Annotated in this window: 20 protein-coding genes and 1 other RNA gene; 13 read left to right on the top strand and 8 right to left on the bottom strand. The window is 68.2% G+C overall.

Annotated features, from left to right (window positions below; all coding sequences use genetic code 11):
- Positions 1 to 5: 5 nt before the first annotated feature.
- The 4 genes from ACERNI_RS07620 to metH all read left to right on the top strand — a co-directional run bounded on the left by ACERNI_RS07620 (position 6) and on the right by metH (position 6,985).
- Positions 6 to 896 (top strand): DMT family transporter, encoded by an 891-nt coding sequence (locus ACERNI_RS07620; RefSeq protein ID WP_448832664.1) that lies wholly within the window; start codon positions 6 to 8, stop codon positions 894 to 896.
- 215 nt (positions 897 to 1,111) lie between these two features.
- Positions 1,112 to 2,143, top strand: coding sequence for an ArsR/SmtB family transcription factor (locus tag ACERNI_RS07615; protein ID WP_448832663.1), 1,032 nt, complete (start codon positions 1,112 to 1,114; stop codon positions 2,141 to 2,143).
- On the top strand, positions 2,140 to 3,081 hold the full coding sequence (metF, locus tag ACERNI_RS07610) for a methylenetetrahydrofolate reductase [NAD(P)H] (protein ID WP_448832662.1): 942 nt from the start codon (positions 2,140 to 2,142) through the stop codon (positions 3,079 to 3,081). Before ACERNI_RS07615 ends, metF begins: the two co-directional genes overlap by 4 nt.
- 136 nt (positions 3,082 to 3,217) lie before the next feature.
- Positions 3,218 to 6,985 (top strand): methionine synthase, encoded by a 3,768-nt coding sequence (gene metH / locus ACERNI_RS07605; RefSeq protein ID WP_448832661.1) that lies wholly within the window; start codon positions 3,218 to 3,220, stop codon positions 6,983 to 6,985.
- Positions 6,986 to 7,228: 243 nt separating this feature from the next.
- On the opposite strand, the gene ACERNI_RS07600 is transcribed toward metH, so the two are convergent.
- From ACERNI_RS07600 to ACERNI_RS07565, 8 genes are all read right to left on the bottom strand, one after another.
- Positions 7,229 to 7,645, bottom strand: a complete 417-nt coding sequence (locus ACERNI_RS07600; RefSeq protein WP_448832660.1) for a septal ring lytic transglycosylase RlpA family protein — start codon at positions 7,643 to 7,645, stop codon at positions 7,229 to 7,231.
- Positions 7,646 to 8,285: 640 nt separating this feature from the next.
- Positions 8,286 to 8,894: a thiamine phosphate synthase gene (locus ACERNI_RS07595; protein WP_448832845.1), complete on the bottom strand. Its 609-nt coding sequence runs from the start codon at positions 8,892 to 8,894 to the stop codon at positions 8,286 to 8,288.
- Positions 8,881 to 9,666: a thiazole synthase gene (locus ACERNI_RS07590; protein ID WP_448832659.1), complete on the bottom strand. Its 786-nt coding sequence runs from the start codon at positions 9,664 to 9,666 to the stop codon at positions 8,881 to 8,883. Before ACERNI_RS07590 ends, ACERNI_RS07595 begins: the two co-directional genes overlap by 14 nt.
- Before the next feature lie 5 nt (positions 9,667 to 9,671).
- On the bottom strand, positions 9,672 to 9,899 hold the full coding sequence (gene thiS / locus ACERNI_RS07585) for a sulfur carrier protein ThiS (protein WP_448832658.1): 228 nt from the start codon (positions 9,897 to 9,899) through the stop codon (positions 9,672 to 9,674).
- Complete coding sequence (locus ACERNI_RS07580; protein ID WP_448832657.1) at positions 9,896 to 10,963, bottom strand: FAD-dependent oxidoreductase; 1,068 nt, start codon at positions 10,961 to 10,963, stop codon at positions 9,896 to 9,898. The genes thiS and ACERNI_RS07580 overlap by 4 nt, the downstream gene beginning before the upstream one ends.
- A gap of 260 nt (positions 10,964 to 11,223) precedes the next feature.
- Positions 11,224 to 11,994, bottom strand: coding sequence for an N-acetylmuramoyl-L-alanine amidase (locus tag ACERNI_RS07575; RefSeq protein ID WP_448832656.1), 771 nt, complete (start codon positions 11,992 to 11,994; stop codon positions 11,224 to 11,226).
- A gap of 186 nt (positions 11,995 to 12,180) precedes the next feature.
- Positions 12,181 to 12,984 (bottom strand): TerB family tellurite resistance protein, encoded by an 804-nt coding sequence (locus ACERNI_RS07570; protein ID WP_448832655.1) that lies wholly within the window; start codon positions 12,982 to 12,984, stop codon positions 12,181 to 12,183.
- A 356-nt stretch (positions 12,985 to 13,340) separates the two neighbouring features.
- Positions 13,341 to 13,595, bottom strand: a complete 255-nt coding sequence (locus ACERNI_RS07565) for a hypothetical protein (RefSeq protein WP_448832654.1) — start codon at positions 13,593 to 13,595, stop codon at positions 13,341 to 13,343.
- A 1,015-nt stretch (positions 13,596 to 14,610) separates the two neighbouring features.
- Between ACERNI_RS07565 and ACERNI_RS07560 the strand changes: the two genes are divergently transcribed.
- The 9 genes from ACERNI_RS07560 (at position 14,611) to mraY (ending at position 25,546) form a co-directional block, all read left to right on the top strand.
- Positions 14,611 to 15,567, top strand: a complete 957-nt coding sequence (locus tag ACERNI_RS07560; RefSeq protein WP_448832653.1) for a transglycosylase SLT domain-containing protein — start codon at positions 14,611 to 14,613, stop codon at positions 15,565 to 15,567.
- 146 nt (positions 15,568 to 15,713) lie between these two features.
- Positions 15,714 to 16,092: RNase P RNA component class A (gene rnpB / locus ACERNI_RS07555), an RNA gene on the top strand.
- Between the two features lie 701 nt (positions 16,093 to 16,793).
- Positions 16,794 to 17,300, top strand: a complete 507-nt coding sequence (locus ACERNI_RS07550; protein WP_448832652.1) for a division/cell wall cluster transcriptional repressor MraZ — start codon at positions 16,794 to 16,796, stop codon at positions 17,298 to 17,300.
- Positions 17,297 to 18,340: a 16S rRNA (cytosine(1402)-N(4))-methyltransferase RsmH gene (rsmH, locus tag ACERNI_RS07545; RefSeq protein ID WP_448832651.1), complete on the top strand. Its 1,044-nt coding sequence runs from the start codon at positions 17,297 to 17,299 to the stop codon at positions 18,338 to 18,340. Before ACERNI_RS07550 ends, rsmH begins: the two co-directional genes overlap by 4 nt.
- Positions 18,337 to 18,768: a cell division protein FtsL gene (ftsL, locus tag ACERNI_RS07540; RefSeq protein WP_448832650.1), complete on the top strand. Its 432-nt coding sequence runs from the start codon at positions 18,337 to 18,339 to the stop codon at positions 18,766 to 18,768. Before rsmH ends, ftsL begins: the two co-directional genes overlap by 4 nt.
- A gap of 515 nt (positions 18,769 to 19,283) precedes the next feature.
- Positions 19,284 to 21,008 (top strand): peptidoglycan D,D-transpeptidase FtsI family protein, encoded by a 1,725-nt coding sequence (locus ACERNI_RS07535; protein WP_448832844.1) that lies wholly within the window; start codon positions 19,284 to 19,286, stop codon positions 21,006 to 21,008.
- Positions 21,009 to 21,181: 173 nt separating this feature from the next.
- Positions 21,182 to 22,669 (top strand): UDP-N-acetylmuramoyl-L-alanyl-D-glutamate--2,6-diaminopimelate ligase, encoded by a 1,488-nt coding sequence (locus ACERNI_RS07530; protein WP_448832649.1) that lies wholly within the window; start codon positions 21,182 to 21,184, stop codon positions 22,667 to 22,669.
- A 240-nt stretch (positions 22,670 to 22,909) separates the two neighbouring features.
- Positions 22,910 to 24,358 carry a UDP-N-acetylmuramoylalanyl-D-glutamyl-2,6-diaminopimelate--D-alanyl-D-alanine ligase gene (locus tag ACERNI_RS07525; protein WP_448832648.1) on the top strand — a complete coding sequence of 483 codons (1,449 nt, stop codon included), beginning with the start codon at positions 22,910 to 22,912 and terminating at the stop codon, positions 24,356 to 24,358.
- Positions 24,359 to 24,442: 84 nt separating this feature from the next.
- Positions 24,443 to 25,546, top strand: coding sequence for a phospho-N-acetylmuramoyl-pentapeptide-transferase (gene mraY, locus ACERNI_RS07520; protein WP_448832647.1), 1,104 nt, complete (start codon positions 24,443 to 24,445; stop codon positions 25,544 to 25,546).
- Positions 25,547 to 25,575 lie beyond the last annotated feature (29 nt).

Here is a 25,575-nt window from a genome sequence, read left to right as displayed (position 1 = left end):
ATTCCATGAACATCCGCGATTTTGTCCTCCTCGTGCTGATCTGTCTTGCCTGGGCTTTCAGCACGGTGCTCAGCAAAGTGGTGATCTCGGAGCTGAATGCGCCGCCGCTGTTCTATGCCGCGGCGCGCTTCCTGGTGGTGGCGCTGGTGTGTCTGCCGTGGCTGTTGCCGGCGCCAAAGCCGCTGTGGCGAATCATTGTTGTTGGCCTGTGCATGGGCGCGGGCAGTTTCGCGCTGGTGTTCATCGGCCTGGCGACGGCGACGCCATCGGCCACCGCCATCGTCAGCCAGCTTGGCGTGCCAATCACCACCATCCTGTCGGTTATCGTGCTTGGCGAGGTGATTGGCTGGCGGCGCCGGCTGGGCATTCTGCTGGCGTTCAGCGGAACCATGCTGGTGATGTGGGACCCGCGCGGCGTCAGCGCCACGACGGGCCTCGCCTTCGTCGCGGCGGCCGCGGTCTGTTCTTCGGTTGGCGCCATCATGATGCGGCAGATGTCGAAGGTGCGGCCGCTGCAGTTTCAGGCCTGGGTGGGGCTGGTCAGCGCCATTCCGCTGGCTTTTGGCACATTGCTGTTTGAGGAGCAGGTGCTGCCCCGGGCGATCAATGGCGGCTGGATGCTGTTCTTCGCCGTGATGTTCGCGGCGCTGGTTGTCTCGGTCTGCGCCCACACCACGTATTATGGCCTCATCAAAAAATACGAGGCCAGCCTGATCGCGCCGCTCACCCTGATGTGCCCGCTGTTCACCATCGCCCTCGGCATGGCGATGACGGGCGACCAGCTGACGGTCAGCACCGTGCTGGGTTCGTCCATCGCGCTCGGCGGCGTGCTGCTGATCGCCGTGCGGCGCAACAGCAAGCTGCCGATTTCCCGCACGGCGGCGGCCACCCGCTAGGGCGGTTCCGGCCCGACGGCATCGCCTGATCGGCCACAACGCGCCCAGGATAAAGGATGCGGGAGCCTCTTTCGGTCCATTGTGGCTGGAAAAGGCTCCAGGGTGGGCGCATTCGGCGCTTGACCATATAAAGATATGTTTATATCTATTTCGCAACGCTGATTTCCAGCGACGGGGCGTGCTGCGCTCTCCGGTTGGCTATCGTGGGGTTGCGCGTGTCCGTTGCTGACAACGTCTCGTTTGACGCCATCCTCGCCGCGCTGAAGGCGGCGGCGGAGGAAACGCGCCTGCGCATCCTGTATCTGCTGGCGCGGGGCGAGTTCAGCGTTTCCGATCTCACGGACATTCTTGGCCAGTCGCAGCCGCGCATTTCCCGCCATCTGCGCCTGCTGTGCGAGGCCGGGCTGGTGGAGCGGCGCCGCGAGGGCGCCTGGGCGTTTTTCCGCCTTGCCGGCGGCGGCGGTTTTCCCGCGCCGTTGCGGGCGCTGGTCGACGCCCTGCCGCAGGACGATGCGTTGCTGGCGCGTGACCTTGAGCGCCTGGCCCAGGTCCGCGAGGAGCGCGCCCGCGCCGCCAGCGCCTGGTTCGCCCGCCTCGCGCCGGAATGGGACCAGTTGCGCGCACTGCACGCGCCGGAGGCGGCGGTGGAGCAGGCGATTGGCGATCTGGTCGGCCCGGCGCCGGTGCGCGCCTTGCTTGATCTCGGCGCCGGCACCGGGCGCATGTTGCAATTGCTGGCCCCCCAGGCGCAGCGCCTTGTCGGCGTCGACGCCAGCCCGGCCATGTTGCAGGTGGCGCGCGCCAATCTGGAGCGCGCTGGCGTCACCCGCGCCGAATTGCGCCAGGGCGACATCAATGCTCTCGACGTGGAGCGCGGCGCTTTCGACCTGGTGATGGTGCATCAGGTGCTGCATTTTCTTGACGATCCCGGCCGCGCCTTGCGCGAGGCCGCCGCGGCGCTGGCGCCGGGCGGGCGGCTGCTGGCGGTCGATTTCGCCACGCATGAACACGAGTTTCTCCGCACCGGCCATCAGCACCGGCGGCTGGGGTTTGACGATGCGCAGATGGCGGCGTGGTTTGCCGCCGCCGGGCTTGAGCTGCAGCGCAGCGTGCGGCTGCCGACCACGGGCGCGCCAGACGCTGATGTGGGCGCCGCCGGCGGCCTGACGGTTGTGCTGTGGCTGGCCCGCGATCCGCGCGTCATTACCGACTGGTCGCCGGACGGCCAGAATTCAGGGGTTGCATGATGATTGCCCAAGGAACTGGTAGAGGGGATGGCGGAGGGTTTCGCCCGAGCCGCGACAGCGTCCGCGTTCCGCGCGCCTCCTTCGAGTTCTTCCCGCCGAAAACGCCGGCGATGGAGGAGCAGTTGTGGAGCGCCATCCGGCGGCTGGAGCCGATGCGGCCGCACTTCGTCTCCGTTACCTATGGCGCCGGCGGCTCCACCCGCGAGCGCACCCACGCCACGGTGAAGCGCATTGTCGACGAAACGGCGCTGACGCCGGCGGCGCATCTCACCTGCGTCGCCGCCTCGCGCGATGAGGTGGACGAGGTGATCCGCGGCTATCACGCCGCCGGGGTGCGCCACATCGTGGCGCTGCGCGGCGACGCCATCGAGGGGCCGGGCCACGCCTTCCACGCCCACCCGCAGGGCTACCAGTCCTCGGCCGATCTGGTTGCCGGCATCCGCGCCATCGGCGACTTCGAGGTGTCGGTGTCGGCCTATCCGGAAAAGCATCCGGAAAGCCCCGATCTCGACGCTGACATCGACATGCTGAAGCGCAAGATCGACGCTGGCGCGACGCGGGCCATCACCCAGTTCTTTTTCGACAACGACGTCTATTTCCGCTTCCTTGACCGGGCGCGGGCGCGCGGCGTCAATATTCCGGTCGTGCCCGGCCTGCTGCCGGTGCAGAACTTCACCCAGGCGGCCAGTTTCGCCGCCCGCACCGGCGCCAGCGTGCCGGGCTGGCTGGCCCAGCGTTTCGAGGGGCTGGACAACGACCCCGAGACCCGGCGGCTGATCGCCTCCGCCGTGGTGAGCGAGCAGGCGGCGGAGCTGATTGACCGGGGCGTGGAGGATATCCACTTCTACACCATGAACCGGGCCGATCTGGTCTACGCGGTGTGCCACCTGCTTGGCCTGCGCCCGGCCGCCGGACCTTCCGGCCAGCCGGCGGGCTGACGCCACTCCGGTTCCCGGACGGCCTGCGGCGGTCTGGGAACCTTTCATGTTAGAACGCAATGCAGCGCCGCCCGCCTTTGGAGCGCCGCCAGACCGTTGCTCCAGCCGGCGCCCTGTCGCGCATCCGGATCAAGCCATGACCAAGACCTCGACCCAGCCGATCATCCCCGCCGCCAGCCCGGCCGACGGCGACGCCGTGCGCGCCGCCCTGAACGCCGCTGCCCGCGAGCGCATTCTGGTGCTCGACGGGGCCATGGGCACGATGATCCAGGGGCGAAAGTTCTCGGAAGCGGATTTTCGCGGTGAACGGTTCCGCGATCATGGTCATGACCTGCGCGGCAACAACGACCTGCTGATCCTGACCCAACCCGACGCCATCCGCGAGATTCACCTCGAATATTTCATGGCCGGGGCCGATATCGTCGAGACGAATACCTTCTCGGGCACGTCGATCGCCCAGGCCGACTATGGCCTCGAAGCCATCGTCTACGAGCTGAACCGCGATGGCGCCCGGCTGGCGCTGGAGGCGGCGCAGGAGGCGGAGCGCCGCGATGGCCGCCCGCGCTTCGTCGCCGGCGCCGTGGGGCCGACCAACCGCACCCTGTCGATCTCGCCGGACGTCAACAATCCCGGCTACCGCGCCGTCAGCTTCGACGAGGTGCGCGACGCCTATGCCGAACAGATTCGCGGCCTGGTCGACGGCGGTTCGCACCTCATCCTGATCGAGACCATCTTCGACACGCTGAACGCCAAGGCGGCGGTGGTGGCGGCGGAGCAGGTATTCGCGGAAAAGGGCGTGCGCCTGCCGCTGATGATCTCCGGCACCATCACCGATCTTTCCGGCCGCACCCTGTCGGGCCAGACGCCGGAGGCCTTCTGGAACTCGCTGCGCCACGCCCGGCCGTTCAGCATCGGCCTCAACTGCGCCCTCGGCGCCCGGGAAATGCGCGCCCACATCCAGGAGCTGTCGCGCGTCGCCGACACGCTGGTCTGCGCCTATCCCAACGCCGGCCTGCCCAACGAATTCGGCCTCTATGACGAGAGCCCGGAGGCCATGGCGGCGCTGGTCGGCGAGTTCGCCGCCTCCGGTCTGGTGAATGTGGTGGGCGGCTGCTGCGGCACCACGCCGGCCCATATCGCCGCCATCGCGAAGGCCGTTGCCGGCAAGGCGCCGCGCGTCGTGGCCGAAGTGGAGCCGCGGCTGCGCCTGTCGGGCCTGGAGCCCTTCACCCTCACCGACGACATTCCGTTCGTGAACATCGGCGAGCGCACCAACGTCACCGGCTCGGCGAAGTTCCGCAAGCTGATCACCGCCGGCGACTACGCCGCGGCCCTCGAAGTGGCCCGCGACCAGGTGGCCAACGGCGCCCAGATCATCGACGTCAACATGGACGAGGGCCTGCTCGATTCAAAGCAGGCCATGACCGACTTCCTCAATCTGGTCGCCGCCGAGCCGGACATCGCCCGCGTGCCGGTAATGGTCGACTCGTCGAAGTTCGAGGTGATCGAGGCCGGGCTGAAGTGCCTGCAGGGCAAGGGCATCGTCAATTCGATCTCGCTGAAGGAAGGCGAGGAGAAGTTCATTCACGAGGCGCGCATCGTTCGCGCCTATGGCGCCGCCGTCGTGGTGATGGCCTTCGACGAGCAGGGCCAGGCCGACACGGCGCAGCGCAAGGTGGAGATCACCACGCGCGCCTACAAGATCCTCACCGGGCAGGTCGGCTTCCCGCCCGAGGACATCATCTTCGATCCCAACATCTTCGCTGTCGCGACGGGCATCGAGGAGCACAACAATTACGGCGTCGACTTCATCCAGGCGACGCAGCGCATCCGCCAGACCCTGCCGCACGTCCATGTTTCCGGCGGCGTCTCCAACCTGTCGTTCTCGTTCCGCGGCAATGAGCCGGTGCGCGAGGCGATGCACGCGGTGTTCCTGCTGCACGCCATTCGCGCCGGCATGGACATGGGCATCGTCAACGCCGGCCAGCTCGCCGTCTACGACGAGATTGATCCGGACCTGCGCGAGGCCTGCGAGGACGTGGTGCTGAACCGCCGTCCCGACGCCACCGAGCGGCTGATGGACGTGGCGGAAAAATTCCGCGGCGGCGCCGGCCGCCAGGCGCGCGAGGCCGACCTGACCTGGCGTACCTGGCCGGTGGCGAAGCGTCTGGAGCATGCCCTGGTCAACGGCATCACCGAATATATCGACGTCGACACCGAGGAGGCGCGCCTCAGCGCCGCCCGCCCGCTCGACGTGATCGAGGGGCCGCTGATGGCTGGCATGGGCGTGGTCGGCGACCTGTTTGGCGCCGGCAAAATGTTCCTGCCCCAGGTGGTCAAGTCGGCCCGCGTGATGAAGCAGGCGGTGGCCTGGCTGATGCCGTTCATGGAGGAAGAGAAGGCGGCGGGCGGCGGCGGCCGCTCCAGCGCCGGCAAGGTGCTGATGGCGACGGTGAAAGGCGATGTGCACGATATCGGCAAGAACATCGTTGGCGTCGTGCTGGCCTGTAACAATTACGAGGTGATCGACCTCGGCGTCATGGTTCCGGCGGCGAAAATTCTCGACGTGGCGCGCAAGGAACAAGTCGATGTCATCGGCCTCTCCGGGCTCATCACCCCGTCGCTGGATGAGATGGTGCACGTGGCCGCGGAAATGGAGCGCGAGGGCTTCGACATTCCGCTGCTGATCGGCGGCGCCACCACCAGCCGCGTCCACACGGCGGTGAAGATCCACCCCAATTATCACCGCAACCAGGCGGTGTATGTGGCCGACGCCAGCCGCGCTGTTGGCGTGGTCTCCAGCCTGCTGTCGCAGATGCAGGCGGCGGATTACGTGGCCGGCGTGCGCGCCGAATACGAAAAGGTGGCCGCCGGTCATGCCCGCGCCGAGGCGGAGAAGCATCGCCTGCCGCTGGTGAAGGCGCGCGACAACGCCATGAAGGTGGACTGGGCGGCGCCGCCGCCGAAGCCGACGTTCCTCGGCGAGCGGGTGTTCCGCAGCTACGACGTGGCCGAGCTGGTTCCCTATATCGACTGGACGCCGTTCTTCCAGACCTGGGAGCTGAAGGGGCGGTTCCCCGCCATTCTGGAGGATGCGAAGCAGGGCGAGGCGGCGCGCCAGCTTTATGAGGACGCGCAGCGCATGCTGAAGCGCATCGTCGATGAGCGCTGGTTCACCCCCAAGGCGGTGATCGGCTTCTGGCCGGCCAACGCCGTCGGCGACGACATCCGTCTCTATACCGGCGAAAGCCGTCAGGAGACGCTGGCGACGTTCTTCACCCTGCGCCAGCAGCTCAGCAAGCGCGATGGCCGCCCGAACCTCGCGCTGGCCGATTTCGTCGCGCCCGAAGGCATCGGCAGGCCGGATTATGTGGGCGGCTTCGTCGTCACCGCCGGGCCGGAGGAAGACCGCATCGCCAAACGCTTCGAGGGGGCCAACGACGACTATTCGTCCATCATGGTCAAGGCGCTGGCCGACCGCATCGCCGAAGCCTTCGCTGAGCGCATGCACCAGCGGGTGCGCGAGGAGTTCTGGGGCTATGCGCCGGATGAGAGCCTGAGCAATGACGAGCTGATCGCCGAGACCTATGACGGCATCCGCCCGGCGCCCGGTTACCCGGCCCAGCCGGACCATACCGAGAAGGCGACCCTGTTCGACCTGCTGCAGGCGGAGAAGCGCATCGGCGTCAAGCTCACCGAGAGCTACGCCATGTGGCCGGGCGCCTCGGTGTCGGGTCTCTACCTGTCGTGCCCCGACGCCTATTATTTCGGCGTCGCCAAGGTGGAGCGCGACCAGGTGGAGGATTACGCCCGCCGCAAGGGCATGGAGATCGCCGAGGTTGAGCGCTGGCTGGCGCCGGTGCTGAACTACGACCCGGCGGCCTACGCGAAAAGCGCCGCCTGAGCGCCGCAGGCCCCACAGTATCCGCCAGGCAGGCGCCGGCGGCTGGATGAATCGAAACGCCGCCCTCAAGCAACACGCGGGCGGCGTTTTCATGTCTGGCGATTGCCCGCGCCGGGGTGGCGCGAAGGGCAGTTCCAGGGCGTTAGAGCGCTTTCCGATCAGCTGGAATCAGGTGATCGATCAGAGTTCGCTCAAAACAAGGAAGTTAGAGCAGTTTGCGATCTGGATTGATCGAGAACTGCTTTAGCGGTTGGTTGTCTGCGCTTCGTTGGCGGCGGTGCGGACCACCGGCGTCACCACCACAGGCGCGACGCCGCCCATGCCGAGGGCGCGGGCCGCTGCGGCGGACAGGTCAATCACGCGGCCGCGCTTGAAGGGGCCGCGATCATTGATGCGAACAACGATGGAGCGGCCGGAGCGCCTGTCCGTGACGCGAACCATGGAGCCGAAGGGAAGGGTGCGATGCGCGGCGGTGAGGGCCTTGCCCGTGAAGCGTTCGCCGCTGGCGGTCTTGCGACCGTAGAAGCCGGGCCCATACCAGCTGGCGACGCCGTGCTGGCCGGGTTGGCGGGACGAAGGTGTATCTGCGAAAGCTGCCGATGTGGTGAACGCCGTGAACCCGACCAGGGTGGCGGCAAATACTTGTTTCCTGGATAGCAACGATCCGTCCTTTGTTGTTGCGGATCGCGTCAGAAAATGGCGGGTCGTGACCACAATGTGGCGCACGGTTTCACCTGCAACGGTGAACCTGCGACATGAGTGCACATTGCTTGACTATATTCCTTTATCGGCCGGGTTGGGGTTGTGGAGCGCAATACTTTGTCTCCACGCGCTGATACTGAACGTGGCAAGAGTGAACCATCTGGCCGTGCGACTCCTCATGTTGTGGCGGCGCTGTGCGCAAGCAACGCGCAACAATCCGGGCCACGCCAGAGCGGGCTGTGGATATGGGCTTCCTGCGACAATCCGTCGTCGTGAAAAATGCAGACGATTCACGGTCGGGAAATGATTTGCTCCCGGGCGGGGCCAGGCGTGGGCTGTATCCCGACCGGGTCGCGTTGCTTCCGCCCCGCCAAACTGGCGCGCCTGCATGGGCGCCTGTCTTGGGCGCGCCAGTTCCGCCTGGCGGGCAACGCCATGGGTCGGGCGGGAGGCGCCATGAGCCGGACGAAGGCGCGCCGGCGTTCGGGACCCAAAGGAGCGCGCACGCATGGCAAAGGGCCAGCCGCGCGGGCTGGCCCGGTTGATGTGGAGGGGCTGTTCAGTCAGGAGGCGCCGGCGTGACGCGGGGGCGCGCCGGTCAGACGCCGGGGCTGGCCAGCGCCAGCCACGCGGCGACCCGCGCTTCCGGGTCGGCGTTCATGGTCACGTCGCTGACCACGGCGATGGAATCCGCGCCGGCAGCGAAGACGTCTGGCGCGCGCTCCAGGGTGATGCCGCCGATGGCGATCAATGGCGTCGCGCCAACCCGACGCTTCCATTCGCCAATCCGCTCCAGCCCCTGGGGGGCAAAGGGCATGACTTTCAGGGTTGTCGGCCAGATCGGGCCGAGCGCCACATAATCGGGCTGCGCCGCCAGCGCCGTCTCCAGTTCCGCCTCGTCGTGGGTGGAGACGCCCAGCGTCAGCCCGGCGTTGCGGATGGCGGTGAGGTCAGCCTCGGCCAGATCCTCCTGGCCCAGGTGCAGATGCCCGGCGCCGGCGTCGATGGCTGCCTGCCAGTAGTCGTTGACGATCAGTTGCACGCCGGCGGGCAGGGTCAATGCCAGCGCCTCGCGGATCATCGCCACGGCGGCTGCGTGGTCCAGATCCTTGGCGCGAAGCTGCGCCGTGCGCACGCCGCAGCGCACGAGGCGATCGATCCAGGCGACGCTGTCGACGATGGGATAGAAACGGTCAGGAGTTTGCAGCATGCCAGAACGGCGTCCCTGGAACAGGCGTTGATGGAGAGGCGAAGTCGCGCGGGGCCATCAGGCCGGCTTCCCACGCGGTGCGGCCCGCCGCGACGGCCTGGCCAAAGGCGCGGGCCATGGCCACCGGATCGCCGGCCTTGGCCACCGCCGTATTGAGCAGCACCGCGTCATAGCCCAGCTCCATGGCGTGGGCGGCGTGGGAGGGCGCGCCGAGGCCGGCGTCGACCACAAGGGCGATATCCGGAAAGCGGTTGCGCAACAGGGCCAGCGGGCCGGGGTTGACGATGCCTTTGGCGCTGCCGATCGGCGCGGCCCAGGGCATCACCACCTGGCAGCCGGCGTCAACGAGGCGGGTCGCCACCGTCAGGTCCTCAGTGCAATAGGGGAACACCTGGAAGCCGTCGCGGATCAGGATGTCGGCGGCCTCAACCAGCGCGACCACGTCCGGCTGCAGGGTGTCGTCGTCGCCCACCACCTCCAGCTTGATCCAGGAGGAGCCGAACAGTTCGCGGGCAAGCTGGGCGGTTGTCACGGCCTCGCGCACCGTGCGGCATCCGGCGGTATTGGGCAGGATCTTCAGCCCCAGTTCGCGGATCAGCGCCCAGAAACTGTCGCCGGTGGCGCCGCCCGCCGTCTCGCGCCGCACGGACACGGTGAGAATGCCGGCGCCCGAGGCGCGCACCGCCGCCTGCATCACGGCGGGGGAGGGGTATAGCGCCGTGCCGATCATCAGGCGCGAGGCGATTTCTTCGCCATAAAGCTTGAGCATGCCGGTCATCCACCCTGTCGCGGCGAGACGATTTCAATGTCGTCGCCGTCGCGCAGCAAATCCTCGCCCCAGCGTCCGCGCGAAACCACCGCCTGGTTGACGGCAACGGCGATGAACTCGCCGTCATAGTCCAAAGCGTCAAGCAGCGCCCGCACGCTGGCGGCGGCCACCTGGCGGCTCTCGCCATTGACGGTGAGCCTGAGGACGGGCGCATCGGTCAGATTGTCGTTCACGGCGTCGCCTCCTCAAGCGCGCGGGCCGTCGCGTGGCCCGCCATATGAAACAGTTCGTCGTCGCGCACGCCCGCGACGATCCAGCGGGTCACGGCTTCGGCGATGGCCGGAGCCATCAGGAAGCCGTGCCGGTAGAGGCCGTTGACGCGGGCAATGCTGCCCTGGACGGTGATGCGCGGCGCGTGATCCGGAAAGGCCGGCCGAAGCCCCGCGCCCATCTCGACAATGCGCGCCTCGCCAAACGCCGGATGGATGGCGAAGGCGGCGCTCATCAGCTCCAGCGCCGAGCGGACGGAGATGCGGTCGTCCTCGCTCTCGATGGTCGAGGCGCCGATGACGAAACGGTTGTTGGGGCGCGGGATCACATAGAGCGGCCAGCGTGGATGCAGCAGGCGCACCGGCCGGCTGAGGCTGATCTCCGGCGTTTCGATGGTGACCACCTCGCCCTTGACGCCGCGCAGGGCCGGCAGGGCGTCGCGCGCCGCCATGCCCCGGCAGTCGATCACCAGACCTTCCAGCGCTTCCGGCTCGACCGGCGCGCCAAAGCGCAGGCCGACGCCCAGCGTCCGTAGCCGCTGGTGGATGGCCGGCACGACGCGGCGCGGCTCCACATGGCCCTCCGCCGGGAAAAACAGACCGTCGCGAAACCGCCCCTCCAGCGCCGGCTCGAGCGCAGCGATCTCCGCTGCGCCCATCCGTTCATGGCCAGGGGTGATGCGGGCGAAGCGTTCGAAGTCGGCCCGGTCGCGTGGATGGGCGACGATGAGGGAGCCATGGAACGCCGCGTCTGGGAACGCGGCCCGCCACAGGGCGAGGGAGCGGTGGCCAAGGCGCATCACCAGCGGCTCGGAAACCTCGGCCTCGCAATCAGGCGCCAGCATGCCGCCGGCCCAGTAGCTGGTGGCGCCGGCCAGATCGCCGGCTCCCTGGTCATACAGGGTGACAGCGCAGCCAGCCTCCGCCAGCGCCAGCGCGCACCAGCTTCCGGCGACGCCGGCGCCAACCACCGAAATAGCGGGCCCGTCGCGCAACTTGTCTGGAGGCTGGGTGTTCGCCGTTGTCATGCCGTCCCTCCGCCGATGCGGGCCATTCCTGGGCGCCTGAAAGCGTCCAGGAATGGCCCGTGCCTTGAGTCGGCGCCGGATTGGTCCGGGAAGCGATTGCGGCTTTCCGGTCCGGCGCCAGCCGGATCAGGTTCAAAGGATTTGGCGTCGCGCCATCTCAGCCCTGCCACCGGGGCAGGGCACTCCCCGGACTGTTGTGAACGGATGCTCACGCTTTGTAGATACGCCCGGGCCGCCGGCTCCGCAAGGCGAGCGGCCCTTCAGGCCACCAGCGGGCCCTGGCGGCTGGCGATGAGGTCGCGCAGGGTGGTGATGGTGGAGGCGTCGGCGACGCCATCGACCAGCTCCGGCCGGAAATGCCGCTGGAAGGCGCGCACCGCCGCCTCGGTGCCGGCGTCATAGTCGCCGCTCATGTCGACGCCATAGCCATAAAGCGCCAGCATGGCCTGCAACGCCTCCACCGGCGGGCCGCTTTCGCCTAGGCTGAGGAAGCGGCCGCCGCTGATGGGCGCAGGGCGGACCCAATGGCCAACGCCAGCCTGGGCGAGGCGCTCCCAGGGAAACAGCTCGCCCGGATCGTCCTTGCGCAGGGGCGCCACGTCCGAATGGGCCAGCACGTTCTCCGGGCGGATCGACCAGCGCTGGATAATGTCCTGGGCGAGGCGCGTCACCGCCGCGATCTGGGCGTCGGGATAGGGCGGCAGGCCGCCAGGGTGGCCGGCGTTGGCGATCTCGACGCCGATGGAGGCGGAGTTCACGTCGGTCTCGCCATTCCAGAAGCTGGCGCCGGCGTGCCAGGCCCGCCGGGCTTCCGGCACCATCTGCACCACATGGCCATTCTCGAACACGAAATAATGCGCCGAAACTTCCGCCACCGGATTGCACAGGCGCTGCAGCGCCTCGCCCGCGTCCGGCATGCCGGTGTAGTGCAGGACCAGCAGGCGCGGCGCCTGGCCACCGGCGCGTTCACCGTGATTTGGCGAGGGAAACACCCTGGCGGCGACCGGGCTGTCAGGTTCCAGACGGGACATGAAGGCTCCTGAAAATCCGCCATGCGCGGACATGGCAAGCGCGGACGTGGCAAGCGCAGACATGGCAAGCACGGACGGGGCAAGCGTTGGATGCCGCCGGTGCGGGCGGCAGGGAGATGCTTCGCCTGTTTCACCTGAACGCGGGCAAAGCTCAAGACATGGCCCGCGCAAGTCAGGCTGCGCAGGTCAGGCGGCGTCCGCCTTCTTCTGGCTGCGCAGGGCGCGGATGCGGGCGTAGGCGTCGTTGATGGCGGCGGCGCGGTCGTTGGCGACGATGATCGCCTCCTGCGGCATGCCGGCGGCGATCAGCCGGTCCGGATGGTGCTCGGCCATCTGCCTGCGATAGCATTGCGCCAGCTCGGCGGCGCTCATGTCGCGGCGGGCGCCCAGGATGCGCCAGGGATCGTCCGGCATGGCCACGTGATTGGCCTGGATGGCGACGAACTCATCGTGGCTGAAGCCGAAAATGCGCGCCACCTCTTCCAGAAACGCCAGCTCCGCCTCATGGATGGCGTGATCGGCGCGGGCGATCTCGAAAAGGGCGTCGAGCACGCTTTCCAGCAATGGCCGGTTGCCGGCGAAATGGCTGGCGAGCTGGCGGGCGTAGGCATCGAAGCCATGGGTGGTCTGGCGGGCGAGATCGAACAGGCGCTCGACCCGCGGCACGTCCTCCACCGGCACGTCGATGATCCTGCGGAAGGCGGCGATCTCGTTGTGGGTAACCACGCCATCGACGCGCGCCATCTTCGCGCACAGGGCCACAAGGCCGGTGGCGTAGACCACCTCCGGCGGCGGCGGCCCGAAAATGCCGCCAGGCGCGAACAGGCCGGTGCTCTCCAGAAACCGTCCGGTGGCCGCCCAGGCCTGGGCGCCGGGGCTGTCGCTCCTGTCGAGCAGCATGTGGCCGGTGGCGGCGCCCACCAGCGCGCCAAGCGGCCCGCCAAGCACCGCGCCGAGCCCCAGGCCGCCGAGTTTTCCCCAGACGCTCATTGGCCGCTTCCACGGTCAAACGCGCCCGCCCAGGCGTCGGCCAACTGGCGGCGGCGGGGCGTGCGGCAACTGGAAAAGATAAGGAATAAAGGAGAATCAGGCGTCATCGAACCTGCATGGGAACATCAGAACGCGTAATTTTCGAGGCGCCCGCAGGAGGTTTCGCGCAAAAAAAACGACGCCGGATTTGGCGTCGCAGCCTGTCATCCAGGGGGCCAACCCGACTGCGCCGGGTTGGAAGGCTGCCTGATGGCGTCGACCGGGCGTGGTTTGTCACCCCCGGGCCAGAAGGCGCGCCCGCAGGGGGAGGCGCGCCCGCAAGGGGAGAAGGCGCGCCAGCAGTCATTTCGCGGGTATCAGTAGCATTCCTGATAGCGGCGACCGCCATAGTAGTAGCTGCGGCAGTTGGCCGTTCCGGCGCCGACAATCGCGCCTGCGCCCGCGCCAAGCGCCGCGCCGGCAAGAGCGCCGCCGCCGGTTCCCGTAGCCGCGCCGCCGATCGCCGCGCCGGCGAGGCCGCCAATGGCCGCGCCGCCAACCGCGCGTTCGCCGGGGGTTTGGCAGGCTGCCAGTCCCATCGTCACCAGTCCGATAGCCAGCAGTTTTTTCATCGATCCTCTCCCTCGGAGTTGCAGCTTGACCTGTGCCGTCAATGCGCCCGGAAGCAGTTTGGTTCCCGGCAACGGCGCCGGGATTGGGGCGTCGTCGTCGCCAGCCAGGACCCGGATGCTCACCAGGTTGGCGGTGAAGCGTGGCGCCGGAATGGCGAGATTATCCCCGTCAACACCTCCGTTCAGGCGAGAAAAATGCCGGCCGCGATCCCAGATGACGCAAGGGTTTTGGCGCTGGGTTCGCCAGCTCAGAACAGCGGGTTGATCGCGAAATCGTTGAAAAAAAGCCTGTTTGCTGCAACAGTGCGGGAGTTGGTAGCCAATCGGTAACCTTAAAAACACTGCGGAGCTGGATCGGCCCTTGCCTGATCCCTGCCGCAATTGGCGGAAAGTTTGTGCTGACGATCGCCGGCGAGGCAAAGCGCCTGGGTGGGGCGATGCGTCAACAATCATGGGCGGCGGCAAGCTGGCGGGCCGCGGGCATCGCGCCTCGTCGCCGATAACAATGAACCCGCGTCGCGGCCCGTGCGCCGCGCCGTATCGTGGGTGACAGGCGGGCGTGCTTCACCGGAGATGCTCCGGGTCCACCACCTTCTGGGGGTAACGCGGTTTGAATTTGAAAACGACAACAGCCCTGTCGCTGGCGTGCTTCCTGGCTTGTGGAAGCGCCGCGATGGCGCAGGCGCCGACTGGCGAAGTCGTGGCCCAGGGTCCGGGGCCGCTCACCGGTTTTGGGGGGCATGGATACTCGAAGGGCTCGCCCTGGGGGAAAGCCGGCGACGCGTCGGGTAAGGGCGATGGCGCTACAGCAACCAAACCTTCGGGCGCCAAACCTTCGGAGAAAAAGTCCGGAGCGGAAAAGCCCACTCCCAAAAATCCTCCCAAAAATCTTCCCAAGAGCGCGCCCAAAAACAGCTCTGACAAGAAATCCGAACGCGAGAAATCTGAAGGCGAGACCAGCGGTCCGGTTCATGCGCACGCGGCTGGCGCGGTTGTCGCGCCGGCGTCGCTTCCTGTGAGTGGCGGCGCTGGCGAGGCGCAGGACGCTGCCGCCGGCGCGGCGCCAAAGCCGCGCCATGCGGTGATGCGCGCGCCGTTGCCGCCGCAGCGCCCGGCTGATCTGGACGGCGGCGCCCAGACCGCGGCGGTTCCGGCGACGCAGACGCAGGCGGCGGCGCAAGAGGCTCCGGCCCAGTCGGCCCAGCCCCAGTCGGTTCAGCCCCAGTCGGTTCAGCCTCAGTCGGTTCAGGCCCAGACAGCTCCCGTTCAGGCGGATGAGGCGCCGATGAAGGCGGATGCGCGCCTTGCGGCCCGCGCCCCGCTGCCCCCCGCGCGTCCCGATGATCTTGATAGCGGCGCCTCCCAGGTGGCGATGACCTCGCCGGCCCAGCCGGCTGACGCCGCCGACGAGGCCCGCCAGGCCGCGCTGCAGGCGCCTGCCGCCGCGCCCGCCGCGCCGTCCGGCGGTGGTTTCGACCTGTTCAAGTTCCTTGCTGGAAAGCCGCAGGGCGGGACGACCCAAACCGCTGGCGCTCCTGTCGAAGACGAGCCCCGGCGCGGCCGTCGCCATGCGCGCGGCGCGGCGCGCGACGCCGCCGCAAGGGCCAGCATCGCGCCGCTGATCGAGCGGCACGCCCGCGCCTATGGCATTCCGGTCGCGCTCGCTGACGCGGTGGTGCGCGTGGAAAGCCGCTACAATCCGTCGGCGCGCAACGGCCCTTATCTTGGCCTGTCGCAGATTCATCTCAACACGGCCCGCGCCGTGGGGTATGGCGGCGGCGCCCAGGGCCTGATGGATGCGGACACCAACCTGCGCTACGGCATGAAATATCTGGCCATGGCCTACCGGCTGGCCGGCGGCGACACCTGCCGCACCATCCTGAAATATCAGGCTGGCCACCGGGCCGAGCGCATGACCTCCCACGCGGCGCGCTATTGCTCGCGGGTGCGCACCATGATGGCGGCGTTCTGAGCCTGACGCCGGGCCATGGCGCCTGGCTGGTCCGGCTGGCCGCCCTGGCGGCGGCTTCCGTTCCGCGCGATGTTTCTGCGCTCCCCGTTTCTGGCGGGGAGCGTTTTTTATTGACTGGCCGCCCGTTCGACGGCACACCACCCGCGCCAGTTGGCCGGACGACCGCTGCCCCGCAGAGGAAAGTCCGGGCTCCACGGAAAAACGGCGCCGGATAACGTCCGGCGGGGGCGACCCCAGGGAAAGCGCCACAGAAAGCAAACCGCCGCCGGTCCGCCGGCGGTAAGGGTGAAAGGGTGCGGTAAGAGCGCACCGCGGATGCGGCGACGCAGACGGCATGGCAAGCCCCGCCGGGAGCAAAACCAAATAGGGGCGACGTGCGCGCAAGCGCGGGCTTTTCCGGCCAGATCGCCCGGGTTGGTTGCTTGAGGCGATCGGTAACGGTCGTCCCAGAGGAATGGTCGTCACGTCTTGCGCCGTTCGCGGCGCAGGGCCTTACAGAACCCGGCTTACAGGCTGACTGGCGCTTTTTTCCTGATTTGTGCGATGGATGCGCATTCCGGAGCGACGGACGCCGCCGCGTCCCGCGATAGGCGCGCGGATGGTGGCCGCGGCGCCCCCCGGCGCTGTTGACAGGTCCGTTGAGGCGCGCTGTCCCCGGCGCGCGGCGCTTGTGGCGCTTGTGGCGCATGCGTCCGCAAATCGCATCGTATCAAAACATGGGCATGGGTTGCTTCGCGGCCCCCGGCTGCGTCGGGGCTCCCGCACGCCCGCACGCCCGCACGCCATCGGCAATAGCGCCGTCCGTGCTCTCGCCGCACGCCCGCACGCCCGGCTGGGCGAGGCGCATGCCGGCGCTCCGCCCGGGCCGCCCCCTTTCCCCTGCAATCGACCCGTTTTGTGCGTCAGTCGCGACAGCTGGAAAACCGCGTCCGGACCCGCGCCCGATAGCAGATTCATTAACCTTGTCAGGGCGACAATGGGTGACGGGACCGTGCGTTTCCGAATCGGCGACGCCAGGTCCAGAAGCCCTTGATTCCATTGACGCCCAAGATATCCCATGGTATCCCAAATCATCCCGCATGAAGATGTGACGCCGCTGCTGGCGTCATCCGGGCCGCGGCTCTTCTCTGGAGCGTGCGCGGACGTGCGTGGGGCGATGCCCGCCGCCAGCTCCGGCGCGGGTTTCGGCGTTGCGGGGAGCTGCAAGGTCAGGGCGGCTGGCGGCGATGGACCGGTTCGTGTCCAACTTCACCAACCGGCTCGACTCCAAGGGCCGGGTTTCGATCCCGGCGCCGTTCCGGGCTGTGCTGGCGCGCGACGGTTTCGAGGGGCTTTATGTGCATCCGGGGCTGGACGCCCCGGCGCTGGATGCTGGCGGCAACGCCTTGCTGGCGGAAATCAACGCGCTGCTGGAGACGCTGTCTCCTTATTCGGAGGAGCGGGATTTCCTGTCGACGGCGTTGCTTGGCACGAGCGAGATTCTGAAGGTCGATCCGGAAGGCCGGGTGACTTTCTCCGAGGCGCTGAAAGCCCACGCGGGCATCACGGATACGGTGACCTTCGTGGGGCATGGACACAAGTTTCAGGTCTGGGAGCCGGGTCGTTTCCGGGCGCACCTGGACGAGGCGCGGGCGCGGGTGCGCGAATTGAAGAAGAATCTGGGCCGGTCTGGGGCGAGTGGTTCGCCTGCCCGGTCTGCGACGTCTCTCTCCCCAGGGGCGTCAGGCGCATGACGGGTCACGGCGACGGCAATGCCGACGCCGATGGCGGACCGGCCCGGCATGTGCCTGTGCTCCTGGGGGAGGTGCTCGAAGCCCTCCAGCCGGCGCGCGGCGGCGCATTCCTCGACGGCACCTTCGGCGCGGGCGGTTACGCCGCGGCAATCCTCAATTCCCATCCCGACGTGCGTCTGACGGCGCTGGACCGCGATCCCTCCGCGATCGCCGGCGGGCAGGCGCTGGTCGCTGCCTCTGGCGGGCGGCTGCAACTGGTCGAGGTCTGCTTCGGCGACATGGAGCAGGCGGCGCGCGACCTGGGGTTGCCGCCGCTGGATGGCGTCGTGCTCGATATTGGCGTGTCGTCGATGCAACTCGACCAGGCGGAGCGGGGCTTCTCCTTCCGCTTTGACGGGCCGCTCGACATGCGCATGGCTTCGTCTGGCGACAGCGCCGCCGATCTGGTCAATCGCGAAAGCGAAGAGCGCCTCGCCGACATCATCTATCATTTCGGCGAGGAGCGTCGCTCGCGCGCGGTCGCGCGCGCCATTGTCGCGGCGCGCAAGGAAGCGCCGATCCTCACGACGCGCGCCCTGGCCGATCTGGTGGCGCGGGTGGTGCGCGCCGATCCCAATGGGCCACACCCGGCAACCCGCACGTTCCAGGCCCTGCGCATCGCGGTGAACGACGAACTGGGCGAACTTGTCCGGGCGCTGCATGCGGCCGAGCGCCTGCTGGCGCCTGGCGGCCGCTTGGTGGTGGTGACGTTCCATTCGCTGGAAGACCGCATCGTCAAGCAGTTCTTCGCCCGCCGGCAGGGGCGGAGCGGCGGCGGCAACCGCTTCGCGCCTTCGCTGGCTCCGGTCGCGGCTGCCACCTTCAGCGCCGTGACGCGCAACCCCGTGACGGCCTCGGAAAACGAACTGCGCGCCAATCCGCGCGCCCGCTCGGCCAAGCTGCGCGCCGCGACGCGCACCGCCGCGCCCGCCCAGGACGAGGACAGCGACGTGACCAGCCTGGCGATGCTGCCAGCCCCGACGGGACGGAGAGCGCGATGATCCTCCGCATCTTCCACATCGCAGCGATTGGCGCCCTGATCGCATCGGCGGTCTACGCCTATTCAATCAAATACGACACCATCTATCTGGCCGAACAGGTCGCGAAGCTGAAGCACCAGATCAAGCGTGAGAAAGACACGAACGCGGTGCTGGCGGCTGAGTGGCAGCGCCTGACCCGCCCGGATCGCCTGCAGATCCTGGCGGAGCGACACCTGGACCTGAAGCCGTTGCTGATCGACCAGCTGGTGCGCGCCGGCGATCTGCCACAGCGCCAGGAGAAAATTGACGCTATCGGGCGCAAGCTGGCGGATCTGGGGCTCTCCGAGCCCACCACCACGCCGTCGGCCGGCGCCGAAAGCGCGCCAGCGGCGCCGGAGCAGCGCGCCGCCTCGCGCACGCCCGCGTCCGCACGCACGCCAGGGAGGTAATGTTGCAGGATCGCTCCACGCCCCCTGGCGGCAAATCGCCTGACCGCGCTGGTCCCCGGCTGCCGGGCGCGGCTCCGCGCGCCCCCCAGCCCCCAGGAGCTGCCCAATCCCCAGGGGCGCCCCTGCCCAAAGGGGTTCCCCTGCCCAAAGGCGCGGCGACGCAGAAGTCCGCCATGCCTGGCGTGGAGCCCGCGCCGGGCGCCGCCGGGCATGCGGCCGCGGGCAAAGCGTTTGGCAAAAGATCTGGCAAAAGCTCAGGTGATGGCCAGGGTCTGTGGCGGGGGCTGCAGGCGTCGGCGGCGCGCGTTTTCGCCCGAGCGGGCGGGCCTTCAGGAAAGGCCGCTTCCGGCAAAAGCGCGTCGGGTCAGGCGTCCGCTTCCGGCAAACCGGGCGGCGGCGCCAGCCAGCCCGGCGGGCCGTCGCGTTTCAGCCTCGCCGGCATGCGGGCCGGCGTCGCGGCGATGCTGGCCGCTGGCGCCGGCAAGATGAAAACCGGGATCACGCGTGGCGGCGCCATGACCTGGCGCGGTTTCCTCCGCGCCGCCCGGGCCATGATTGGCGACATGTTCCGCATGCGGGCCGACAAGGCCAATGGCCGCATCGTGCTGGTCGGCGCGGGGTTTGTCGTTATCTTCGGCGCGGTGATCGTGCGGCTGGCGACCTTCGCCGTCATGCCGCCGCCCGCTTCGGAGCGTTATGTGGCGGCCAACACCGTCGGCGTGGCGCGTCCGGATATCGTCGATCGCAACGGCCTGCTGCTGGCCACCGACATCAAGACCTATTCGGCCTTCGCGGAGCCGCGCAATATTCTGGATGCCGATGAGGCGACGGAACTGCTGACGGCGGTGCTGCCCGATCTGAACGCCCGTGAATTGCGCGAGAAGCTGTCGACCAAAAAGGGCTTCGTCTGGATCAAGCGCGAGATGACGCCGAAGCAGCGCGCCGAGGTGCATCGCCTGGGCATTCCGGGCGTCGGCTTCCTGCCCGAAAACAAGCGCGTTTATCCCAATGGCCCGGTCGGCGCCCACATTCTCGGCTTCGCCAATGTGGACAACCAGGGCATCGCCGGCATTGAGAAATACATCGACAATCAGGGGCTGAAGGATCTGGCGGGGCTGGGCTTCGCCAACAGCGCCGCTGACCTGAAGCCGGTGAAGCTGTCGCTGGACCTGCGCGCCACCCACGCGGTGCGCGACGAGCTGGTGAAGGGCATGGCCCACTTCAAGGCCAAGGCCGCCGCCGCCATGATCATGGACGTCAACACCGGCGAGGTGATCGCCCTGACGTCCCTGCCGGACTATGACCCGAACAATCCTGTCGACGCGCTGGAGAAGGACCGCATCAACCGCATGATGGTGGGCGTCTATGAAATGGGCTCCACCTTCAAGGCGCTGACCACGGCGATGGCGCTCGATTCGGGCAAGGTGAACATCAACTCCAGCTTTGATGCGCGCGGCGGCCTGCACTACGGCCGCTTCACCATCCGCGACTACCACGGCACCAACCGCGTCCTGACGGTGCCCGAGATCTTCCTGCATTCGTCCAACATCGGCACTGCGCGCATGGCGCTGGCTGTGGGCGTGGAAGGGCACAAGGCCTTCCTTCGCAAGATGGGCCAGTTGACCCGCATGCAGACCGAGCTGCCGGAAAGCGCCGCGCCGATCGTTCCCGCCCGCTGGGGCGAGCTGAACACCATGACCATTTCATTCGGTCACGGCCTGGCGGTGGCGCCGATTCAGGCGACGGCGGCCGTGGCGGCGCTGCTCAACGGCGGCAAGCTGATGGCCCCCACCTTCCTGAAGCGCACCGAAGAGGAAGCCGCCGACATTGGCAAGCAGGTGGTGTCGCCACAGACCAGCGAGGCCATGCGCTACATCATGCGCCTCAACGGCTACAAGGGCTCGGCCAGAAAGTCGCGGGTGCAGGGCTATTACGTCGGCGGCAAAACCGGCACGGCCGAAAAGGTGATCGGCGGGCGTTACGCGCGCAACCGGCTGTTCACCACCTTCATGTCGGTGGCGCCGGCCAACAAGCCGAAGTACCTGTTCCTCACCATCTATGACGAGCCCCAGGGCCTGCCGGAAACCTACGGCTACGCCACGGCGGCGTGGAACGCTGGCGTGACCACCGGCAGGATCATTGCCCGCGTCGCGCCGCTGCTCGGGTTGCCGCCAATCTTCGAGGAGCCGAAGAACCCGTTCCCCAACATGGTGCGGCTTGGCGCCTGGGGCACGCGGTGACGGCTTCGCGACGCCTGTCAGGTCCATCCCGGTGAACTGATCCGGGCGACGCGCGCTTCCCTTGCGCGCTTCCCCGGTGCGCGGCGGTATCCACTTTGCCGCATCATGCTCTATGTTGTCGTCTTGATGCAGACGCGCCGGCTCGCGCCGGGCGGATCGGGAGCAGTTTTTCCATGATCGATACGCCAGTCGCCAGCGCCCCGCCGGTTCCGGCGCGGCTGGAGAAGGTTTTTCCTGGCCTGTTCACTGGCGAGATGGCGGCGCGCGCGATCAGCGAGGTCACGGCGGACAGCCGGGCGGTTGTCCCTGGCGGCGTCTTTGTGGCCGTGGCTGGCGCAAAGGACGATGGCCGGCGTTTCGTGGCTGACGCGGCGGCGCGCGGGGCCATTGCCATCGTTGGCGAAGGACCGCGACCGGAAGATCTGCCGCAGGACGTTGCCTGGGGCCAGGCGCCCAACGCGCGTCATGCCCTGGCGCTGGCGGCGGCGGCGCTGTACCCGGAGCAGCCGCCGTGCGTTGTCGCCGTGACCGGCACGGCTGGCAAAAGCTCCGTGGTGGATTTTGCCCGCCAGCTGTTCACCGCCTGTGGTCGCAAGGCGGCGTCGCTTGGCACGGTGGGCGTCATCGGCCCCTCTGGCGCCGCGTATGGCTCGCTGACCACGCCCGATCCGCTGACCCTGCACCGGACCCTGGCGAGCCTCGCGGCGGACGGCGTCACCCACCTCGCCATGGAGGCCTCCTCGCACGGGCTCGACCAGCGCCGGCTGGACGGCGTGCGGCTGCAGGCGGCGGCCTTCACCAACCTCGGCCGCGATCATCTCGACTATCATCCGGACGAGGAAAGCTATTTCGACGCCAAGGCCCGTCTGTTCTCCGAGGTGGCGCCGGCCTCGGCGGCCGCCGTGGTTAACGCCGATTCCAGCCATGGCCAGGAGATCCTGCTCATCGCCAGCACGCGCGGCATGCGCACCCTGACGGTCGGTGAGAGCGGGGCTGACATCCAGTTGCTGGCATGCGCGCCCGAGGGCTTCGACCAGCAATTGAGCGTCAGCGTCGAGGGCGTCACTTATGAGATCAGCCTGCCGTTGTGCGGCGGCTTTCAGGCGCAGAACGCGCTGATCGCCGCCGGGCTGTGCATCGCCACCGGGGAGGAGCCAGATGTGGTGATGCCGGCCCTGGCCGGGCTGCGCGGCGTGCCGGGGCGCATGGAGCGGGTGGCCGAGGTCAATGGCGGCCTGGTGATCGTCGATTACGCCCACAAGCCGGACGCCCTGCGCGAGGTGCTGAAGGCCTTGCGCCCGTTCGCCAGCGGCCGGCTGATCTGCGTGTTTGGCGCCGGCGGCGACCGTGACCCGGGCAAGCGGAAGATCATGGGCGAAATCGCCGCCAGGTACGCCGACGCGGCGATCGTCACCGATGACAACCCCCGCTCCGAGGACCCGGCGGCGATTCGCGCCGCCATTCTCGCTGGCGCCCCCGGGGCGCGTGAGATCGGCGACCGTGGCGAGGCGATCGCCGTCGCCGTCGCCGGGCTGCAAGCCGGCGACGTGCTGGTGATCGCTGGCAAGGGCCACGAAACCGGGCAGATCGTTGGCCAGAACGTGCTGCCGTTCTCGGATCACGAGGCGGTGCGCGCCGCCGCGCGGAAGGCTCCGGCATAACGCGGGGGGCGCGCGCTGGCGGATTTGTTAAGACCACCGGACTATGGATAAGCCGGACATCATCGGCGGATATGAGTCGCTGTTGCGTCCGCCGGTCCGGGCAGGGGCTGTTCGCGCTGAAGCTGCCTTGCCTTATTGATTTTGACGCGGTTTTTCGCGCGAGGTGGCGTCCATTTCGCTGGAAAACGCTTTGACGCGCGCAGGCGTTCAACACACGCGCTCCTTTGGAGAATGCAGGGCATGACATCGAAGGCATCGCCGCTCTGGACCGGCGAGGAACTGCGGCAGGCGATGGGCGCCCGCGTCATTGGCGCGCTCCCCGAAGCCATCAGCGGCGCATCGATCGACACGCGCTCCATCCAGCCTGGCGACGTGTTCTTCGCCATCACCGGCCTCGCGCGCGACGGGCATGAATTCGTCGCCGCCGCGCTGGAAGCCGGCGCCGCCGCCGTGGTGATCGACGAGGCGCACGCGGCGGCCCTGGCGCCGCTGGTCGCCGCGAAGGGCGCGCTGCTGGTGGTTCCGGACGTGCTGGGCGGGCTGGAGGCAGCCGGGCGCGCCAGCCGGGCGCGCTCGCGGGCGCGCATCGTCGCCGTCACCGGCTCGGTGGGCAAAACCAGCACAAAGGAGGCGCTGCGACTGGCGCTGGCTGGCCAGGGCCGCACCCATGCTTCGGTCGCCAGCTACAACAATCATTGGGGCGTGCCGCTGACCCTGACCCGCATGCCGCGCGACGCGGAATTCGGCGTGTTCGAAATCGGCATGAGCGCGCCGGGCGAAATCCGCGCCCTGACCGCCATGGTGCGGCCGCATGTGGCGATCGTCACCACCGTGGCGCCGGTGCATCTGGAATTCTTCCCCTCGGTCGAGGCCATCGCCGACGCCAAGGGCGAGATCTTCGAGGGGCTGGAGCCGGACGGCGCCGCCATCATCAATGTCGACAATCCACATGCGCCGCGCTTGCGCGCTTTGGCGGAGCGGGCCGGCGCGGCCCGCATCCTGACGTTTGGCGAGGCCGCCGGCGCCGACGTGCGGCTGATCCGGGAAATTCTCCAGCCGGACCTTTCCATTGTCGAAGCCAGCGTTTTTGGCGAGCCGGCGACCTGCCGGGTCGGCGCGCCGGGCCATCACATGGTGATCAACAGCCTCGGCGTGCTGGCGGCGGTGCATGCTCTGGGCGCGGACGTGGCGCTGGCCGCCCTGGCGCTTGGCCAGATGAGCGCGCCGCAAGGGCGCGGCGAGCGCACCCGGCTTGCCGCCCATGGCGGGGCGTTCCTGCTGATTGATGAAAGCTACAACGCCAACCCGGCCTCGATGCGCGCCGCCATTGCCGCGCTGGGCAATGTGGAGCCGGGACCGCGCGGCCGCCGCATCGCCGTGCTGGCCGACATGCTGGAGCTGGGCGAGCAGGGCGGGGCGCTGCACGCTGGCCTCGCTGGCGATCTGGAGGCGCATGACATCGATCTGGTCTATGCCGCTGGCCCCATGATGCAGGCGTTGTGGGAGGCGTTGCCGCCGGCGCGCCGGGCGCTGCATTGCGCCGCGCCCGCCGGGCTGGAGGAGGCCATCGTCGCCGCCGTTCACGCCGGCGACGTGGTGATGGTAAAGGGCTCCAACAGCACCCGGGTCTCGCGCATCGTCACGGCGTTGAAGGCGCGTTTCCCGGCCGCGGACGCCTCCAGGGACTGAGCGGCTCGCGAAAATGTCGAACGGGTTGGTCCGGCGCCTGGCCGCCGCATTCCCAACAGGGCTCTGAACAAAGAAAGCTTCACCATGTTGTACTGGCTCGCCGACTATTCGACGTCGTTCAGCGCCCTGAATGTTTTCCGTTACATCACGTTCCGCACCGGCGGGGCCATCGCCACCGGGCTGTTCTTCGTGTTCCTGTTCGGCCCGGCGATCATCGCCAGCCTGCGCATCCGCCAGGGCAAGGGGCAGCCGATCCGCACCGACGGGCCGCTGTCGCACCTGGCGAAGAAGGGCACGCCGACCATGGGCGGCCTGATGATCCTCTCCGGGGTCATCGTCTCCACGCTGCTGTGGGCCAATCTGGCCAATCCCTACGTCTGGATCGTGCTGCTTGTGACTGTCGGCTTCGGGGCCATCGGCTTCTATGACGACTATCTGAAGGTGACGAAGCAGAGCCACGCCGGCCTATCCGGCAAGGCGCGGCTCGCCATCGAGTTCATCATCGCCGCTTCCGCCTGCTTCGCCATCGTCACCGTGGAGCGTCACGCCGGCGGCGGCGCCACGGCGCACATGGCGACCTCGCTGGCGATCCCCTTCGCCAAGGACGTGATGCTCGACCTTGGCTGGTTCTTCATCGTCTTTGGGGCCTTCGTGGTTGTCGCCGCCGGCAACGCCGTCAACCTCACCGACGGCCTCGATGGTCTCGCCATCGTGCCGGTGATGATTGCCGCCGCCGCCTTCGGCCTGATCGTCTATCTGGTCGGCAACGTGAAATTCGCCGATTATCTGCAGATCAATTTCGTGCCTGGCTCCGGCGAGATGGCGGTGATCTGCGGCGCGCTGATCGGCGCCGGCATCGGCTTCCTGTGGTTCAACGCGCCGCCGGCGCAGATCTTCATGGGCGACACCGGCTCGCTGGCCCTTGGCGGCCTGCTGGGAACCATGGCGGTGGCCGCCAAGCACGAGATCGTGCTGGCGATCATTGGCGGCCTGTTCGTGCTGGAGGCGCTGTCGGTTATCATCCAGGTGGCGTCGTTCAAGCTCACTGGCAAACGCGTGTTCAAGATGGCGCCGATCCATCACCATTTCGAGCAGCTGGGCTGGACGGAGCCGCAGGTGGTGATCCGCTTCTGGATCGTCGCCGTGGTGCTGGCGCTGATCGGCCTGTCCTCGCTCAAGCTGCGTTGAGGCGCGTTCTTCCATGACCACGACCCAGG

The sequence above is a fragment of the Camelimonas sp. ID_303_24 genome (genome assembly GCF_053543495.1).
Note: the sequence above shows the minus strand (reverse complement) of the source record. Positions and strands in the feature narration are given on the sequence as shown.

Excerpts from the sequence above, each read along its gene's own strand:
- ACERNI_RS07580 (WP_448832657.1), bottom strand. The coding sequence starts at position 10,963 with ATGACAACGGCGAACACCCAGCCTCCAGACAAGTTGCGCGACGGGCCC.
- ftsL (WP_448832650.1), top strand. The coding sequence starts at position 18,337 with ATGATCCTCCGCATCTTCCACATCGCAGCGATTGGCGCCCTGATCGCA.
- ACERNI_RS07575 (WP_448832656.1), bottom strand. The coding sequence starts at position 11,994 with ATGTCCCGTCTGGAACCTGACAGCCCGGTCGCCGCCAGGGTGTTTCCC.
- rsmH (WP_448832651.1), top strand. The coding sequence starts at position 17,297 with ATGACGGGTCACGGCGACGGCAATGCCGACGCCGATGGCGGACCGGCC.
- ACERNI_RS07590 (WP_448832659.1), bottom strand. The coding sequence starts at position 9,666 with ATGCTCAAGCTTTATGGCGAAGAAATCGCCTCGCGCCTGATGATCGGC.
- ACERNI_RS07565 (WP_448832654.1), bottom strand. The coding sequence starts at position 13,595 with ATGAAAAAACTGCTGGCTATCGGACTGGTGACGATGGGACTGGCAGCC.
- metH (WP_448832661.1), top strand. The coding sequence starts at position 3,218 with ATGACCAAGACCTCGACCCAGCCGATCATCCCCGCCGCCAGCCCGGCC.
- ACERNI_RS07525 (WP_448832648.1), top strand. The coding sequence starts at position 22,910 with ATGACATCGAAGGCATCGCCGCTCTGGACCGGCGAGGAACTGCGGCAG.
- ACERNI_RS07620 (WP_448832664.1), top strand. The coding sequence starts at position 6 with ATGAACATCCGCGATTTTGTCCTCCTCGTGCTGATCTGTCTTGCCTGG.
- ACERNI_RS07530 (WP_448832649.1), top strand. The coding sequence starts at position 21,182 with ATGATCGATACGCCAGTCGCCAGCGCCCCGCCGGTTCCGGCGCGGCTG.
- mraY (WP_448832647.1), top strand. The coding sequence starts at position 24,443 with ATGTTGTACTGGCTCGCCGACTATTCGACGTCGTTCAGCGCCCTGAAT.
- ACERNI_RS07535 (WP_448832844.1), top strand. The coding sequence starts at position 19,284 with ATGACCTGGCGCGGTTTCCTCCGCGCCGCCCGGGCCATGATTGGCGAC.
- metF (WP_448832662.1), top strand. The coding sequence starts at position 2,140 with ATGATGATTGCCCAAGGAACTGGTAGAGGGGATGGCGGAGGGTTTCGC.
- ACERNI_RS07570 (WP_448832655.1), bottom strand. The coding sequence starts at position 12,984 with ATGAGCGTCTGGGGAAAACTCGGCGGCCTGGGGCTCGGCGCGGTGCTT.
- ACERNI_RS07550 (WP_448832652.1), top strand. The coding sequence starts at position 16,794 with ATGGACCGGTTCGTGTCCAACTTCACCAACCGGCTCGACTCCAAGGGC.